The organism is Streptomyces sp. CA-294286, assembly GCF_050947155.1.
GTDB lineage: Bacteria > Actinomycetota > Actinomycetes > Streptomycetales > Streptomycetaceae > Streptomyces.
Genome location: NZ_CP192004.1, coordinates 1,052,355 through 1,067,067 on the forward strand (window position 1 = coordinate 1,052,355; position 14,713 = coordinate 1,067,067).

Here is a 14,713-nt window from a genome sequence, read left to right on the forward strand (position 1 = left end):
CTAGCCACACATTGCTCGCCCTCCTCCTCCAGGGGCACATCCCACGACCCGCTCCCCGGTAGGCAGCGTCTGCGGGCCTCTTCGCGCACTGGTGCGGGTTCGGCCTGGTGTAGGGCGATGCCTCGTGCCCGGCGCGCTTGTCGTACGTGTGCCGGGGGCACGGGTGGAATGCCTTCGGCCGCTCAAGGACAGGGCACGACGCCCGGGGGAGCGGGGAATACCGGGCCCCCGGCCGCTGCGCCGGAAGCGCGCGGGCCGGCTCGGCGGCGCGGCGTGCTCGGCAGACAGCCGGTTCACCAGGGCGATGAGGGGCCCTCGCCCGTACCGTAGATCCGTCCCGAGGGGCTGCCGGTGGAACTGCTTCCGGAGTGTTTTGGGCACCGGGCCCCCGTACCCATGTCCGCATGGACTGCCCGTGGGCGGGTGCGGAGGAACCGGTCCCCCGCTCATCCGCTGACGTACGCGCGTGGCAGGGCTGCCGGCTGCGGGCCCCGCGCGAGCACGGTGCCCGCGAGCAGGGTTTCGTACCTCAAGACCCGGCACTTCTCGACCGGGGACGTGGGCGAGACGTCTTCAGGCGCCGCAGGTGAACACGGGCAAGAGGTCGCCCCCCGCGGAGACGCTGATCACGGCATTCGATGAGATGCGGGAAAGGAAGCCGGACACACGTCCGTCCAGGAGCATGGGATCTGTGCCCATGATCCTGCTCTGCAGGGCGGGCCGCCCCTCGACGAGGAAGGGGACGTCTTCCTGTAGGGGGTTCACCCGTTCCTGCAGGACATGCCGGGCGGTCAGCGCTTTCGCCAGAGCCGATTCCCAGGCGGCGGCGGAGGTCTGCCATCCGCACACCACACCATGCCCGGCGTAGCTGTTGTCAGGCTTGAGAACGAGCCGCCGGCGGTGCCGGCGGGCGAAGGGCAACAGGTCCACCTCTTCGCCCGCGTACGTCGTGCGTCCCGCGCTCAACGGGCGGGACCACGGCACGTGTCGGGCAACGGCCGAAGCCTCCTCGCGAGGAAGCCAGTTCAGCACCCGTTCGTCACTCAGCAGCCCGAACAGGGACTTACGCTGGGCGAGGTCCGCAGCAAGAGGGTTGACCACGGCGCAGGCCCCCTCCGCCGCCGCACGAACCAGAGGATGCTGCAGCACGTCCACCCCCAGCCTGCGATGCAGATCTGTGACAAGGACCCTCCGGTAGACCAGGGTGACGGGGCGCACCGCTCCCTCGGCCGTGCAGCCCGAAAGCCGACCGCGAGCGAAGGACAGCGCCTCCGGCGGGCACACGAATGCCGGAATTCCCCGAGCCTCAAAGGCCGCGCACAGCAGATCGAACTCCCCGAGCCAGGAGCCCTCCGGCCAGTCCACCACAGCTACGCACGGTGATTCCCCGGGCTCGCCCGCCTGACGCCAGGCGTTCAACAGGAGTGCGACGACAGCATCAAGCAGGGGAGGCGACCGCAGCTCGATGAGAGTGCCCAGCTGTTTCAGGACGGTCGTGGTGCGATAGACCTGCGCCAGTTGCTCCTGAGCCATCATGCAGGCGGCACTGTCGGCGTTGTACTCCACGAACCGCAGCCCCGGCCCGAAACCGAAGCCGTCGAGCCTCCCCAACGGGCTCAGCCCTTCCTCGGGGTAGGGCAGTTGCGCCAATGCTTTCTCCGCAGGACCGAGCACGACGCTGTCGCGCACCGCGGCCGGCAGCCCGCTGTCCGGCGAAAGCAGCTGCGCGGCCAGCCGACGCGCGGCCCGCGCCACCTGCTCGGCCGCCTCGGCCACGTACCGGTGCTCAGCGGCAGTGACCAGCCGCGGGCGCAGCACACGCGTCAGCGGGCGCTCTCCATACGCGAGCCCCAGTTCCCGCTGCCCTGACACCAACTCGTCGTACGTCGCCTCCGCCGCCCCCGGCTCCTTGAGTAGCTCATGCCACTTGCTCACCACGTCCTCGGGCGCCAGGTCCTCGTCCACTGCATTCGCTACCAGCGTCACGTCGCTCCCTTGTTCGGACTTCCGGCAAGCCCTTCCCGTCGGGGAAAGCACGCATGCCCCATGTGCTCCATGCGGGGGCCGGAGCGCGCTCGGCGGACCGCCAACCGTGGGACTCGCGCCGAAGGGCGCCCCGTGTGAGCTCGCGGGGTCCACGGCCGGGGCAACCGTCGAGGCTTGTGTCAGGAGCACCGACCCGGCGAGGGCCCGCCGATGAGGGATGACGGCTACGACGGACACGCCGACCGCCGTCACGACGACCGCGGTCGTGCGCACCGGGGCCGGGTACGGCTCCCGCTGTCCTGGCAGACCGAGATCATGCACCGCTGCCGTCCGCCTACGGCCCTGCGCCGTTCTGGGGTGAGCCCCGGGGATCCGGTCATCCGAGGACGGGGCCCGAGGGTCTCCTGCGTGATGACCGGATCTCCGCGGGGGCCGCGGGCGGCGCGGGCTGCGTCCTACGGAGCTCGCACAGCTGGTCACGAGGCGGCGTGCTCGGTGTTCGAGGAGCTGGTGTGCGAGGTGTGACGGAACGGCGGGGGACGCGCTCGGTGAGATGCCGACGTTGACGGAGACCGTCCGCGAGGACCCGGCGGCTTGACCGGACGACCGCGATGCGGGGCCGGTCGAGCTCCTTCGCAAAAGACACCGAGGCGGCCTTCGGGGTCTCGTTCGTCCGGCGGAACTGGGCGGCCCCTTTGCGGAGTTGGTCCGGATCGGTCCGTGCGGCGGTGGTCGGCAGATCAGGCCGGTCGCTCCTGTCCGCCCCCGGGCTGGCGGATCCAGCAGCGTAGGCAGCCTCCTCGTGGGATGCGCCGGCCCTTGCGACAGGGGCAAACGGACGGCCGAAGTCCTGGACTTCGCAGGACGGCTCGCTCACGCAGCTCGTCGGGGGTGCTTCCGTGGCGCAGGCATCGGACCTGTGTGACCCCAGCTGCCGAGGCGCCCATCCCTGGCTTCAAGGCCGCTACGAAGTCCGGTTCAGTGCAGTGATCCGCTGTACCGCGTTGTCCGTACCGCGGTTGTCGTCGGGCGGCACCTTACGCGGTCAGGAATTCCCTCCAGTCGCGGCCGGCGATCCGGGCGTCGTCACCGGTGAGGTTGGCGCCGGCTCGGTAGGCGCGGCCGACTTTGCCGGGGAGGCGGACAGGCAGGGCGGGGCGTGGCTTGGCGCCGGCGGCGACGCGCTGGGCGGCGGCGAGTTCGGGCAGCGTGTACACGCCCGGTCCGGCCAGGTCGGGCACGCGTCCGGCCGGGTCTGCGAGGGTGAGTTCGGCCAGCCGGGCGGCTACCGCGGCGGCGTCCACGGGCTGGAAGCGCAGGCCGCCCGGTGCCGGCACGAGCGGCATCCGGCGCATCGCCGCGACCATCTTCAACAGCAGTTCGTTCACCTGCGCGGCCCGCAGCACGCTCCAGCCGATCCCCGACTCCATGACGGCCCGCTCGGCGCCCGCCTTCGCCCGGAAGTACCCGAGCGGCATGGCGTCCGCGCCGACCACCGACACCAGGACCAGGTGCTTCACCGTCCCGGCGGCCTGCGCCGCCCGCACCAGTCGCGCAGTCGCCACGTCGTCGCCCTTCGGCCCACCGGCCAGGTGCAGTGCGCTCCCGGCGCCGCCGATCAGCGCCGGGTCCAGTTCCCCGTCGGCCAGCAGATCGGCCCGCACGTACTCCACGTGCGGGTGCGGTGCGATGTCCTCGGGCCGGCCGCCGCGGGACAGGACACGGACGGTACGTCCGGCCGCGACCAGGAGCGGGACGGTGCGGCGGCCGATGGTACCGGTGCCACCGGTGACCAGGACGGGGGTATTGATCTTGGCGGTCATGAGGGTGTCTCCTCGGTAGGGCACCGCGGGGAGCGGTGCGGGGTTCGCCGTGGTCGTTCTGCTTCACTGACACGGCTGCGCGAGGGGATGTGACAGATGGCGGAGAAATTTCTTCAGGCCGAGCGGTACGAGGCGCACCGTCCTCATGTGCGGGCGGTGGCCTACCGCATGCTGGGCTCGCTCACCGAAGCCGACGACGCGCTCCAGGAAGCCTGGCTGCGAGCGAGCACCACCGACATCGCCGAGGTTCGCAACATCGGCGGCTGGCTGACCACGATCGTCTCGCGAGTCTGCCTGAACCTGCTCCGCGCACGGCAGGCCCGACGCGAGGACGACATCGACGGAGTACCTCAGACGCAAGGAGCGGCGACGGTGGTCGATCCGGCGGCCGAGGCCGAGATGGCGGACGAGGTCGGCGTGGCGCTGCTGGTGGTCATGGAGACGCTGGGGCCGGCGGAGCGTCTCACGTTCGTGCTGCACGACCTGTTCGCGGTGTCGTTCGACGACATCGCCGTGATGCTGGAGAAGACCCCGGCCGCCGCCCGCCAACTGGCCAGCCGCGCCCGGCGACGCGTCCGCGGCACCCCACCCCCCACCGGGCACGTACGCCAAAGCCGAAAGCGAGAAGTCGTCGACGCCTTCCTCGCCGCGACCAGAGCCGGTGACTTCGAGGCACTGGTCGCTCTGCTGCATCCGGACGTCGTGCTGACCGCGGACCCCGCCGTGATCCCGTCCCCCGAACCGGTCGTGATCCTCGGTGCGCACACCGTCGCCAAGGGGGCCATGGCGGCCATCGAGCGGGCTGCGGCGACCGGGGTGGCGCTTCTGGACGGTGAATGCGGACTGCTCATGGCCCAGGGACGTGGGCTGCGCCTGATCCTGCGGTTCGCAGTGCAGGAGGAGAGTGGGCTGATCACCGAAGTGGAGGTGCTCGCCGAGCGAGAGACGCTGGCGGGTGTCGAGGTGACGGCGCTCTGAGCAGATCCAGTGACGGCACTGGCCGTGCTGGAGTACTGGCTGCCTGGTGTCGGCGGGCCGTGAACAACTCTTCCGCGCCGACGATGCGCACCTTCCGCGATGCTGCGCCCGCCCAACGGGCAACCGGCCGGGCCGGACGCCGGTTCGGGTCACGTCCGCGTACTGGGGACGGCTTGGCCGCGACGTACGTTGCCGCCGGGCCTGAGGGCCGGGGGTGGCTCACGAATGAGCCGTGCCCCGCACGGAAGCGGCCCCGGGCCGACGACCCGGGGCCGCCCGCGGAGCCCTCGACGCCCTCCTCGGCGCGCTCGCCGCCCTCGATGCCGACGCCACGCCTCCTGTTCCCGGCCGCCGTCGCCGCGGCCCGGCTGCGCTGCCTCCTCGGCTCGGCGTACGGCGTCAGCCACGACGGCGTCGGCCCGGCCGGACACACCTCTGGCGCGCCGGTCGTTCCGGCTGCCCGGAGCGGCACGGACCAAGCCCAGGCGACACGGCTTCGGCCACCGCGGCCCGGTCATGCGAGCAACGGCCAACCGGTCGGCGGCCACTGACCGGTCCCTGACAGCGACCATTGACCGGTCCCTGACCAGCCATGCCCGTGGGGCACTCCCACTCATGTTCTTCCACGAGCCTGTTGCGGGCTGCGACCAGCGACTCGCCACCCTGCAACAGCACAGAGTTCATCTGCTCACCGGTCGTGATGCAGGATGTGATGCGGGATGTTCAGCCGTCCAGGCCCGGGCCGTAGGAGGCAGCGATGTCCTTGGACGTGGCCCAGCGACTGTAGGTGGGCGACTGGGGCCAGCCCTCGGGGGAGTCCTGCCACTCCTCCTGCCGTCCGTAGGGCAGGACGTCGATCAACGGGAAGGTGTGGCTGAGCTGTTCGGTGCCCCGGCCGTTGGTGTGCCAGGTGCGGTAGACGGTGTCGCCGTCGCGCAGGAACACGTTGACCGCGAATCCCGCGTCGGGCGGTGCACCGACGTCCGCCCCGAAGGAGCTGTGGGCAGTCGAGTACCACGTCATCCGGTTGCCGACCCGGTGCCGGTAGGCGAGTGCCTCTTCGATCGGTCCCTGGGTGACGATGACGAATCGCGCATCGTAGTTGTCCAGGAACTCCAGGCGGGCGTACTGCGAGGTGAAACCCGTGCAGCCCGGACACTGCCATTCCTTGCCGGAGAACCACATGTGGTTGTAGACGATCAGTTGCCTTTTACCTTCGAAGACGTCCGCCAGCCGAACCGGGCCGTCCTCGCCCTCCAGGGTGTAGTCGGGCATCTCGACCATCGGCAGGCGACGACGCTCGGCGGCGATGGCGTCGAGCTCCCGCGTCGCGGCCTTCTCCCGCGCCCGCAGCGCCTTGAGTTGGCGCTCCCATGCGGCGGCGTCGACGACGGGGGGTAGTGCGTGGGCGGTCATGGTCCCCTCACAGAACTCGTGTGCAGCTTTCGCTCGTGCAGGGGTAGACCTCACCGGGCGCCGGAACTCATCGGCCCGAGCCGCCCAGCCCAAGGCCCGCCGGCTTTAGGCAGCGCTCAACTGCCGTGTCTCCTCGGACAGCCCACAGCCCACAGCCCACAGGCAGCAGCCCACAGCCCACAGCCCACAGGCGGCAGGCCACAGGCCACAGGCGGCAGGCAGCAGGCGGCAGGCCAAGGCATCCTTGGCGAACGCCTCAACCTCCCCCGACCGGCCGTTCGACGTCTTGCGCCTCCACGCACGCTCCCGCGGACAGCGCCTGTCCGACACCGCACGCCAGATCACCGACGACACGCGCAATGCAGCTCCCTCACCCCGCCGGATCCGAGCGGTCCCGGGGCGACGGAGTCCGTCTGAAACGAATGAATGAGCGCCTCAGACGGTCGGGTGATCGGGTGATCGGGTGATCGGGTGATCGGGTGGTCGGGTGGTCGGGTGGTCGGGTGATGGTGGCGTGCTTCGCAGTCCGACGTCACGAGAAGCCCCCCGCCTTCGCTCAAGTGCCGCAGGCACCCTTCGGGTGGGGACGGCACCCCGGACATATCGCGGCCGTATCGGAAAACGCATACACGCGCGCCACACCGCACCGTCTTCAGTGGAGACACGAACCGGCCGCGCACGCACGGCCGGTTCGTCGACCGGACGGGGCACGAGAAAGGGGAGGGCCATGGGTTGGGGTTCCTTGCGTGGAGTCGGCAGGCGGCAATTGCTCGGGTGGAGCGGGATGGCGGCCGCCGGCCTGGCGGCGGGCGGCGCGCAGTTGAGGGCCGGCGGGCCCGCCCAAGCCGTCTCGGCCGCGGCCGGTCCGGACGCCGTCCCGCCGGACACCCGGCCCGGCGGTTCCTACGACCGGTACGTGGCGAAGCTGGCCGCTGAGGGCAGATTCTCGGGCGTGGTCAGGCTGTCGCACCGAGGCAGGACGGTACTTTCGCGAAGTTACGGCATGGCGGACAAGGAACGGGGCGTTCGCAACCACCAGGGCATCGCGTTCAACCTCTCCTCCGCGGGCAAGCCTTTCGGCCCGGTGGCGATCCTGCAGTTGGCGCAGCAGGGCAGGCTCCACCTCTGGGACACGGTGGGGACCCACCTCAAGGGCTTCGCCCCGGAAGTCGCCGACAAGGTGACCATCCACCACCTGCTCTCCGGCACCTCCGGTCTGGACAACCCGCCCGAGGACCTGGAACGCGTCTTCCATTCCCGCCAGGAGGTACGCGACCACTGCGAGCGATGGGCACGGCAGGCGAAACCGGTTGCCGCTCCCGGCACGCCGACCGAGCACGCCGGAGCCGAGGTCGCCATTCCCGCGATGATCGTGGAGGCGGTGACCGGTACGACGTACTGGGACTACGTCGAGCAGAACGTCTTTCGGCGCTGCGGCATGACAGGCACAGCCTTCACGACCAGGCCGCAGTGGCTCACCGACAGAAACATCGCGCACTCGTACATGCGCCAGCCCGACGGCAGCCTGGTGGACGCCGTCCGCAACCTGGACAAGGGCAGCCCGGACCCGTACCAGCTGGGCAAGAACCCCGCCCGCAACTTCATCGACGCCCCGGGCGACGGCGGGTTCGCGACCGCGCCGGACCTGATCCGCTTCGCCGACGCGCTGACCGAGGGAACGTTGCTCGACAAGCACTACGCCGAACTGCTCACCGGGCCCAAGATCCCGCACGCCCCGCAGGGCGGTGGTCTGGCACGCGGGACGGCGGGCCCCGCCGACGCATCGTTCGGGGCGTACCAAATGCCTGTCGGTATCGTCAACGGCCAATGGCTGAAGGGACGCGCCGGCGTCAACCCCGGCAGCTTCGCGAGCTGGAACATCTACCCGGACACCGGCTGGGTCGGCGTCATCCTGGGCAACCAGGACGGCGCACCGTTCCCGCAGATCATCGAACGGGAGATGCAGGCCGTCCTGGGGCCCGGCTGACCGTGCGGCCGCAACCGGGAAACAGGCGTCCGCTCACTCGAACGTGCGATCCCGTATGACCGATGTCGACCGCGCCGAGCGAGGTGCGGGGACGGCCGGGGTGCTGCCCGAGAGAGGGGTCTGTCTACAGGGCAGTGGAGAGACGGTGTTGATGGCCGTGCCTCCCTGGAGCGGCTTTCGCGACACCGACGACGTGGGTCTCGGCCTCCGCGAAGACCTCCGCGAGCACGGACTGCAACTCCTCCTTCGGCGGGTCGTTCGAGCCCAGGGCGAAGACCCCGTGCGTGCGGCGGTGCCCGGAGAGCGCACCGTCCCTCGGGCCGGTACCGGTGGAGGGCCGCGTGCCGGGGGTGCGTGGTGGGCGTTGCCGACGCATTCCACGACCGCGGTGGTCAGGGTCTTCTCGATCACGGGGATCCCCGGCGCGCAGGTGGTCTCGTCTGGATCAAGCCACTGTCTCGCTCGCCCGGCCACCTCGGGCGAGCGAGACAGTGCCGTGGACGAGCGTGGTGAACAGCACGTCGTTGCGTTGTCGGGCACGGCGGGGGAGGGCCTGGGCGCGAGTGTGCGGCTGTGGGGCTGGCAGCGGCGTGCGCGACGGGTTCGTGGGTAAGCGGGAGGGGGCACGCAACGCTTTGGAAAGAAGGCGGATGTATGGACCTGTCCGTGCAGGGTGCGGAGCACGAGCTGCCGGCAACCCGTCCCCTTGCTGTCTCCGCCGCGTTCGAGGGCAGTGAGGAGATCGCTGAGGCCCGTGCTCTTGTGCGGGAGTTCCTCACGTCCGTGCAGGCAGTGCACGGGGTGCCCGTGTCGGCGCGCGCGATGGGCATGGTGCAGCTCGCGGTGAGCGAGTTGGTGACCAACGCCCGCAAGTACGCGCCTGGACCGTGCGTGCTGAGCCTGGAGATCGAGGACGGAGCCGTCCTGGTCTCCGTATGGGACAGCAGCACCGCGCTGCCGGTGGCGCTGCCCGCGGACCCGGCGCGGGTCGGCCGGCACGGCTTGGAGATCGTGATGGCCCTCTGCCGGACCTTCACCGTTCTGCGGGAGCCCGTCGGTAAGGGGGTCAGCGTGTCCCTCGTACTCGCCGACGAGCCCTGCGGCGACGTCGCCGACCGCCGGACCATGTGACGGGGGGCGGCGGGACCTCACGGTGCACCAGCTGGACGTCCGTCCTGTACGAGGAGTACGAGGAGTACGAGGAAGGGAACCGGGAAGCGGCGTGCGGTGTTGGCCCGCCGCGATGTCAGTCGGCGGGCCGTGCTGGGACAAGGGACGCCTTCAGCGAGTAGGTGAGAGCGTCCCTTGCTCCCTTCCTCGGTGCGGCGGAGATCGACGAGAACCGTCCTCTGGAGACTGAGCCGGGGCCCGCGGCGGTTCCCGGTGTCTCCGTCCCTTGCGGTGCGCGCTGTCGTCCTTGGGCAGTCGCGAGGCGGGCGTTCGGCTCCGCAGCGAGTGGTTGCCCCGGCGTTCGATCTCAAGCAGGAAGAGGCGCCCCGTGTGGGGCAGATGGATCCGTAGTCGGCTCGGGATGCTTCGAGAAGGCGGGCGAGGCCGGTGTCGTCGTCGTGGCACCCGCGCTCTGCGCAGAATCCGGCGACGGGCAGAAGAGGATCGCGGAACCGGGGCCGGGCGCGCATGCACCGTCACCTTCCGGATCCCGGCTGAGGGTGGCGTGCACTGCGGTTGGCTGGGCCGGTACCCGTCCTCGGCCGAGGGAGGGGCGGTCGGGGTGGGACAGTCCAGCAGAGCCGACCAGCCCTCGAAGGTGAGCGTTCCCTGACGCTTGTGAGATCGGCCCGGATCGCCCCCGCCAGTGCCGACGGTGCCTGGTCGGCCATGGGGGCCGCTTGCTCGTCCGGGGCCCCTGAAGCCGTAGGGCCGAGGACTTGCCAATGGGTAACCCATGGGTTACCAATAAGAGGTGGACCCGTTCATCGCCTTGGCTGACCCCGTACGCCGCGATCTGCTGCGCGCACTCGCTTCCGGTCCGGCCAGAGTCGTCGATCTCGCGGCACGGCATCCGATCAGCCGACCCGCGGTGAGCAAGCATCTGCGACTGCTCACCGAGGCCGGTCTGGCCACCGTCGAGGACCATGGCCGCGAGCGGCACTACGCGCTCGCCCGGCCGGGCCTCGCCCCGGTCCGCGCCCTGCTCGACGAACTCTCCGGGCGCCGTCCTCCGATCCCCGAGAGCGCCTTCGACGCCCTCGACCTGGAGATCCGCAGAACTGTCCACGATCACCGGGCCGGCACCGACGCCGCTCCCGACACCGGAAGACCTCAGGAGGAATCCGCATGACCAGCACCCCCACCGGGCGTCGCTCGACTGTCGACGGCTTGGACAGCATCGCCTTCGACCGCACCTTCCGGGCCGGCATCAAGGACGTCTGGGCGGCGGTCACCGAATCGGACCGTCTGGCCCGATGGATCGGCGAATGGACCGGCGATCCGTCGACCGGATCGGTCGACTTCCGGATGCTCTACGAGGGCGACGAGCACCAGGCCGAGCTCTTCACCATCAAGGAGTGCCAGGCTCCCCACCGTCTGGTTCTCACGTCGCAGGTGCCCGGCCAGGAACTCGTCTGGCACATGACTCTCACGCTCGTCGAGCGCGAGGGCTCCACCACGCTCACCTTCACCCAGTCCGTCGGCGATCCACTGATGGCGAGCGGAGTCGGCCCCGGCTGGGACTACTACCTCGACCGGCTCGTCGCCGCCGAGACCGGCGGTGATCCGGCATCCGTCGACTTCGGCGACTACCACCCGGTCCACGCACAGCACTACCTCGACATGTTCAGTTGAGCCCGACGAGGACGCCGACGACGAGGGCCGGATGCCTGCCGGTCCGCCTCCGGCCGAGCGCCTCGCACAGGTGAGGCCGACCCCGCAGATCCTTGAGGACGACTGGTGACGATGCCCCTCGGATCCTGAATTCCTGAATCCGCGGATCCGGTACCGCCTACACAATGTTCCCGTCGGCCGAAGCCGGCAGCACCGTCGAACGTCGGTACCGCACCGAATGGGTGCTGCCCCGGCTCCGCTGCGCCGCAGATCCGGCTGGGCCGGGTGCAGACGTTGCTGGCGTGCTGAGCGGGCCGTCCGGGGAAGGTGCGGGCGGCCATGCAGACCGTGACGTCGCGGGCGGCCTGGTCGGTGCCGGTCTCCGTGACGATGTCGTGTTCGCCGCCGGGGGGTGTCGTGACGTACTACCTCGTAGCCGCCCTCGTGGAGGACCGCGACGGAGGTGAACCAGGCCGGTTCGCCCTCGTCGGGCTGGATGACGACGACAGTGTTGTCCGAGGCATCGAGGTCATCGATCAGCATGGACAACGCGTCCGCGGACGGCTCCTCGACGTGATCGCCGCTCTCCCTCTCGGCCCGTGGTGCGTGGCTGCCATCGGCTCTGTCTCCCCTCCACCCCCGACCTGGTCGCGGCCGGCATGACACCGGGGGGCTGACGCTTCCGGCAGGTCACAGCCATTGGCTGACCGCTACGACGAGAACGGTCGCCTCGAATCGGACCGCGAGCCGCTGGCATGGTCCCGGTGGTCTGTCCGCCGCCCGAGGGGAGTTGGTCGAGCCCGACCTCACCCCTTGGCGGACCGAGCGCCGTGGTCGCGTGCTGGTGCGCGCGGACGAGAGGGAGCCCGCCGTCACGGCCCAGCAGACCTTCCCGTCCCCGTCGGCCCGGGGCCACCGGAGCGGTGAACACCCGCTCCGACGTGCCGTAGACGGCCCGTATCCGCAGTCAGGCCGTCGCCGACGCCCATATCCGCTGGCCGTCGCAGACGCCCCGCCCGTTGCCGTACTTCTCCGGCAGGTGTACCCCTGGGAACCCGGACGCACAGGAAGGGGGCCCGGGACCGGCACGGACCGGCGTCAGGACGACTCGCGCACCATCAGCCTGGTCGGCAGCGTCACCTGCTGCCGTTCCGCTCCGTGCCGGGTGATGTCGGTCAGGATCCGGGCCATCGTGCGGCCCAGTTCCTCGACCGGCTGACGCACCGTGGTCAGCGGCGGGTGGGTGTGGCGGGCGAGGACGGAGTCCTCGAATCCGACGACGGCGACGTCACCCGGCACCTGCCGGTCCTGACGGCGAAGTTCGGCCAGGGCGCCTACGGCCATGAGGTCCGACGCGGCGAAGACGGCGTCCAGTTCGGGTGCGCGTTCAAGAAGCGAACGCATTGCTCGACGTCCGCCCTCCTCGGTGAAGTCACCGCCCGCCACCAGGGATTCGTCGGCGGGCACTCCCGCCTCGCCGTGGGCGTCGCGCCAGCCCGCCAGCCGGGCACGGCTGACGTCCATGTCGAGCGGCCCGGTGACGGTGGCGATGCGGCGGCGGCCTCGGTCCAGCAGGTGCCGGACGGCCGCGGCGGCGCCGCCTGCGTTGTCGGAGTCGACGTAACTCAGGTTCTCCCGCTCGTTGCGGCGGCCGGCCAGCACGGTGGGCAGGCCCATCTCCTCCAGCATGCCGGGCAGCGGGTCGTCCGCGTGCACCGAGACCAGCAGCACGCCGTCGACCCGGCGGGTGGTCACCGAAGCGATCATCTGGTCCCGCTCGGACTGGTCGCGGACCAGTGTGAGTTGCAGTTGTGTCCTGGTGTCGGTGAGTGCGGCGCTCACTCCGCGGATCAGCGCGGCGAAGTACGGCTCCGAGCCGAGACGGCTCTCGGACTCCGGGATCACCAGCGCCACCGAGTCGGTGCGGCTGGTGACCAGGCCCCGGGCGACGGAGTTGGGAACGTAGTTCAGCTCCTTGATCGCCGCGAGGACCCGCGCGCGGGCGTCCGCGCTGACCAGGTCCGAGCCGTTGACCACGCGGGACACCGTGGTCCGTCCCACGCCGGCGCGAGCGGCGACGGTTTTGATCGTGGGCTGACGGTTGCCTGCCATGTGCTCCTCCGGACGGCTGCGGCATCGCCGCGGGGGACGTGACCAGCCGCAATTGTGGCAGACCATCCCGGCGGTGGCAGCACCCGTCCGACGTCATGAAACGAACACGACTTGGCCGTTTCGGCAAGGAATTGTTTACAAGCCATTGACATGAGCGCTCGACCCTACGAGTCTTCGATCCGCTGATGGGCACGTTCCCAATCCATTTTGGGCACGTTCCCATCGGTTGTTTGCCCGTCTTTGCCCCACCCCGGAACCGCCACCGGTGCGTCAGCGCCGTCGCAAGGAGGAAGTCATGAGCACTGCTCACAGGACATCGCGCAGAAGGCTGGCCGCGGCCACCGCGACCGCCGGTGCGCTCGCACTCGTCGTCGGCTGCGGAGGCGGTGACGACTCCGCGACGGGCGGTGGCACGAAGGACGGCAAGGTCACCATCACCATGGGCATGTACGGAGTCATGGGGTTCGAGGAGACGGGCCTCCTGGAGCAGTACGAGAAGGAGAACCCCAACGTCGACATCAAGGCCGAGATAGCCGGTGACGAGCAGACGTACTACACCGCCCTGCAGACGCGGCTGGCCGGGGGCAAGGGCCTGAAGGACATCCAGGGCATCGAGATCGGCCGCGCCAAGGAGGTCGTCGACACCCAGGCGGACAAGTTCGTGGACTTCGCCGGAGTGAGCGGCACCGACCACTTCCTGCCCTGGAAGCAGTCCCAGATCACCACCAGCGACGGCAGGGTGCTCGGTCTCGGCACCGACATCGGTCCCATGGCCATCTGCTACCGCAAGGACTACTTCGAGAAGGCCGGACTGCCCACCGACCGCGAGGCCGTCGCCAAGCTGTGGCAGGGCGACTGGAAGAAGTACGTGGAGGTCGGCCGCGGTTTCAAGAAGGACTTCAAGGGCGGCGACGTGGCCTACATGGACGCGGCCAGCGGCCTGTTCAACGCCATGGTCTACGGCCACTCCGAGCAGTACTACAACGCCAAGGGCGACCTGGTCTTCGACGAGAACCCCGCCGTCAAGGAGGCATGGAACCTCGCTGCCGACGCCGCCGAGGGTGACCTGTCCGCCAAGCTCCGCCAGTTCCAGCCAGGTTGGGACCCCGGCCTCGCCAACGGGACGTTCGCCACCGCGGTCTGCCCGGCCTGGATGCTCGGCCACATCGGCGAGAAGGCCGGCCCCGCCAACAAGGGCAAGTGGGACGTCGCCAAGGCCCCCAAGGGCGCCAACTGGGGCGGTTCCTTCCTCGGCGTGGTGAAGCAGAGCCCGGTGCAGGAGGAGGCCAAGAAGCTCGTCGCCTGGCTGACCGCCCCCGAACAGCAGGCGCACCTCTTCAAGAAGCAGGGCAGTGTGCCGTCCTCGCAGAAGGCGTTGGAGGCACCCGAGGTCAAGAACGTCACTTCGGAGTACTTCAACAACGCCCCGATCGGCCAGATCTTCGGCGCGGCCGCCCGGGAGATTCCGGCCAAGCAGGTCCTCGGCCGCAAGGACGGCACGATCAAGGACACCTTCTCCCAGGGCCTGGTCCTGGTCGAGCAGGGCACCGCGCGGGACAAGGCATGGCAGACCACCGCGGAGCGCATCGAGAAGGCAGTCGGCTGACCGTCGTCCACCGGGCCGTCC

12 protein-coding genes are annotated in these 14,713 nt (G+C 70.1%); 7 read left to right on the top strand and 5 right to left on the bottom strand.

From position 1 onward, the window contains the following. Positions 1 to 573: 573 nt before the first annotated feature. Positions 574 to 1,986, bottom strand: coding sequence for a hypothetical protein (locus ACQPZG_RS04605; protein ID WP_433544462.1), 1,413 nt, complete (start codon positions 1,984 to 1,986; stop codon positions 574 to 576). 1,037 nt (positions 1,987 to 3,023) lie between these two features. Next, positions 3,024 to 3,797, bottom strand: coding sequence for an SDR family oxidoreductase (locus tag ACQPZG_RS04610; protein WP_433544644.1), 774 nt, complete (start codon positions 3,795 to 3,797; stop codon positions 3,024 to 3,026). Between the two features lie 108 nt (positions 3,798 to 3,905). Here ACQPZG_RS04610 and ACQPZG_RS04615 point away from each other — a divergent pair, with 108 nt between their 5' ends. Further along, complete coding sequence (locus tag ACQPZG_RS04615) at positions 3,906 to 4,787, top strand: sigma-70 family RNA polymerase sigma factor (RefSeq protein WP_433544463.1); 882 nt, start codon at positions 3,906 to 3,908, stop codon at positions 4,785 to 4,787. A gap of 723 nt (positions 4,788 to 5,510) precedes the next feature. Here the strand turns inward: ACQPZG_RS04615 and ACQPZG_RS04620 are convergent. Further along, on the bottom strand, positions 5,511 to 6,203 hold the full coding sequence (locus tag ACQPZG_RS04620; protein WP_433544464.1) for a DUF899 domain-containing protein: 693 nt from the start codon (positions 6,201 to 6,203) through the stop codon (positions 5,511 to 5,513). Between the two features lie 784 nt (positions 6,204 to 6,987). On the opposite strand from ACQPZG_RS04620, the gene ACQPZG_RS04625 reads away from it, so the two are divergent. Then, positions 6,988 to 8,190, top strand: a complete 1,203-nt coding sequence (locus tag ACQPZG_RS04625; RefSeq protein ID WP_433544465.1) for a serine hydrolase domain-containing protein — start codon at positions 6,988 to 6,990, stop codon at positions 8,188 to 8,190. A 124-nt stretch (positions 8,191 to 8,314) separates the two neighbouring features. Here the strand turns inward: ACQPZG_RS04625 and ACQPZG_RS04630 are convergent, their stop codons facing one another. Then, positions 8,315 to 8,566 carry a hypothetical protein gene (locus ACQPZG_RS04630; RefSeq protein WP_433544466.1) on the bottom strand — a complete coding sequence of 84 codons (252 nt, stop codon included), beginning with the start codon at positions 8,564 to 8,566 and terminating at the stop codon, positions 8,315 to 8,317. Positions 8,567 to 8,844: 278 nt separating this feature from the next. On the opposite strand from ACQPZG_RS04630, the gene ACQPZG_RS04635 reads away from it, so the two are divergent. The 4 genes from ACQPZG_RS04635 (at position 8,845) to ACQPZG_RS04650 (ending at position 11,637) form a co-directional block, all read left to right on the top strand. Then, complete coding sequence (locus tag ACQPZG_RS04635) at positions 8,845 to 9,321, top strand: ATP-binding protein (RefSeq protein ID WP_433544467.1); 477 nt, start codon at positions 8,845 to 8,847, stop codon at positions 9,319 to 9,321. A gap of 793 nt (positions 9,322 to 10,114) precedes the next feature. Beyond that, entirely contained in the window at positions 10,115 to 10,492 is a 378-nt protein-coding gene (locus ACQPZG_RS04640; protein ID WP_433544468.1) for an ArsR/SmtB family transcription factor, read from the top strand. After that, complete coding sequence (locus ACQPZG_RS04645) at positions 10,489 to 10,995, top strand: SRPBCC family protein (RefSeq protein ID WP_433544469.1); 507 nt, start codon at positions 10,489 to 10,491, stop codon at positions 10,993 to 10,995. Before ACQPZG_RS04640 ends, ACQPZG_RS04645 begins: the two co-directional genes overlap by 4 nt. A 318-nt stretch (positions 10,996 to 11,313) precedes the next feature. Beyond that, positions 11,314 to 11,637, top strand: coding sequence for a hypothetical protein (locus ACQPZG_RS04650; RefSeq protein WP_433544470.1), 324 nt, complete (start codon positions 11,314 to 11,316; stop codon positions 11,635 to 11,637). 435 nt (positions 11,638 to 12,072) lie between these two features. On the opposite strand, the gene ACQPZG_RS04655 is transcribed toward ACQPZG_RS04650, so the two are convergent. Beyond that, entirely contained in the window at positions 12,073 to 13,086 is a 1,014-nt protein-coding gene (locus tag ACQPZG_RS04655; protein WP_433544471.1) for a LacI family DNA-binding transcriptional regulator, read from the bottom strand. Between the two features lie 295 nt (positions 13,087 to 13,381). On the opposite strand from ACQPZG_RS04655, the gene ACQPZG_RS04660 reads away from it, so the two are divergent. Continuing rightward, positions 13,382 to 14,692, top strand: a complete 1,311-nt coding sequence (locus tag ACQPZG_RS04660; protein ID WP_433544472.1) for an ABC transporter substrate-binding protein — start codon at positions 13,382 to 13,384, stop codon at positions 14,690 to 14,692. Positions 14,693 to 14,713 lie beyond the last annotated feature (21 nt).

Coding starts and splice junctions, on each gene's coding strand:
- ACQPZG_RS04615 (WP_433544463.1), top strand. CDS start 3,906: ATGGCGGAGAAATTTCTTCAGGCCGAGCGGTACGAGGCGCACCGTCCT.
- ACQPZG_RS04620 (WP_433544464.1), bottom strand. CDS start 6,203: ATGACCGCCCACGCACTACCCCCCGTCGTCGACGCCGCCGCATGGGAG.
- ACQPZG_RS04625 (WP_433544465.1), top strand. CDS start 6,988: ATGGCGGCCGCCGGCCTGGCGGCGGGCGGCGCGCAGTTGAGGGCCGGC.
- ACQPZG_RS04630 (WP_433544466.1), bottom strand. CDS start 8,566: ATGCGTCGGCAACGCCCACCACGCACCCCCGGCACGCGGCCCTCCACC.
- ACQPZG_RS04635 (WP_433544467.1), top strand. CDS start 8,845: ATGGACCTGTCCGTGCAGGGTGCGGAGCACGAGCTGCCGGCAACCCGT.
- ACQPZG_RS04645 (WP_433544469.1), top strand. CDS start 10,489: ATGACCAGCACCCCCACCGGGCGTCGCTCGACTGTCGACGGCTTGGAC.
- ACQPZG_RS04650 (WP_433544470.1), top strand. CDS start 11,314: ATGCAGACCGTGACGTCGCGGGCGGCCTGGTCGGTGCCGGTCTCCGTG.
- ACQPZG_RS04655 (WP_433544471.1), bottom strand. CDS start 13,086: ATGGCAGGCAACCGTCAGCCCACGATCAAAACCGTCGCCGCTCGCGCC.
- ACQPZG_RS04660 (WP_433544472.1), top strand. CDS start 13,382: ATGAGCACTGCTCACAGGACATCGCGCAGAAGGCTGGCCGCGGCCACC.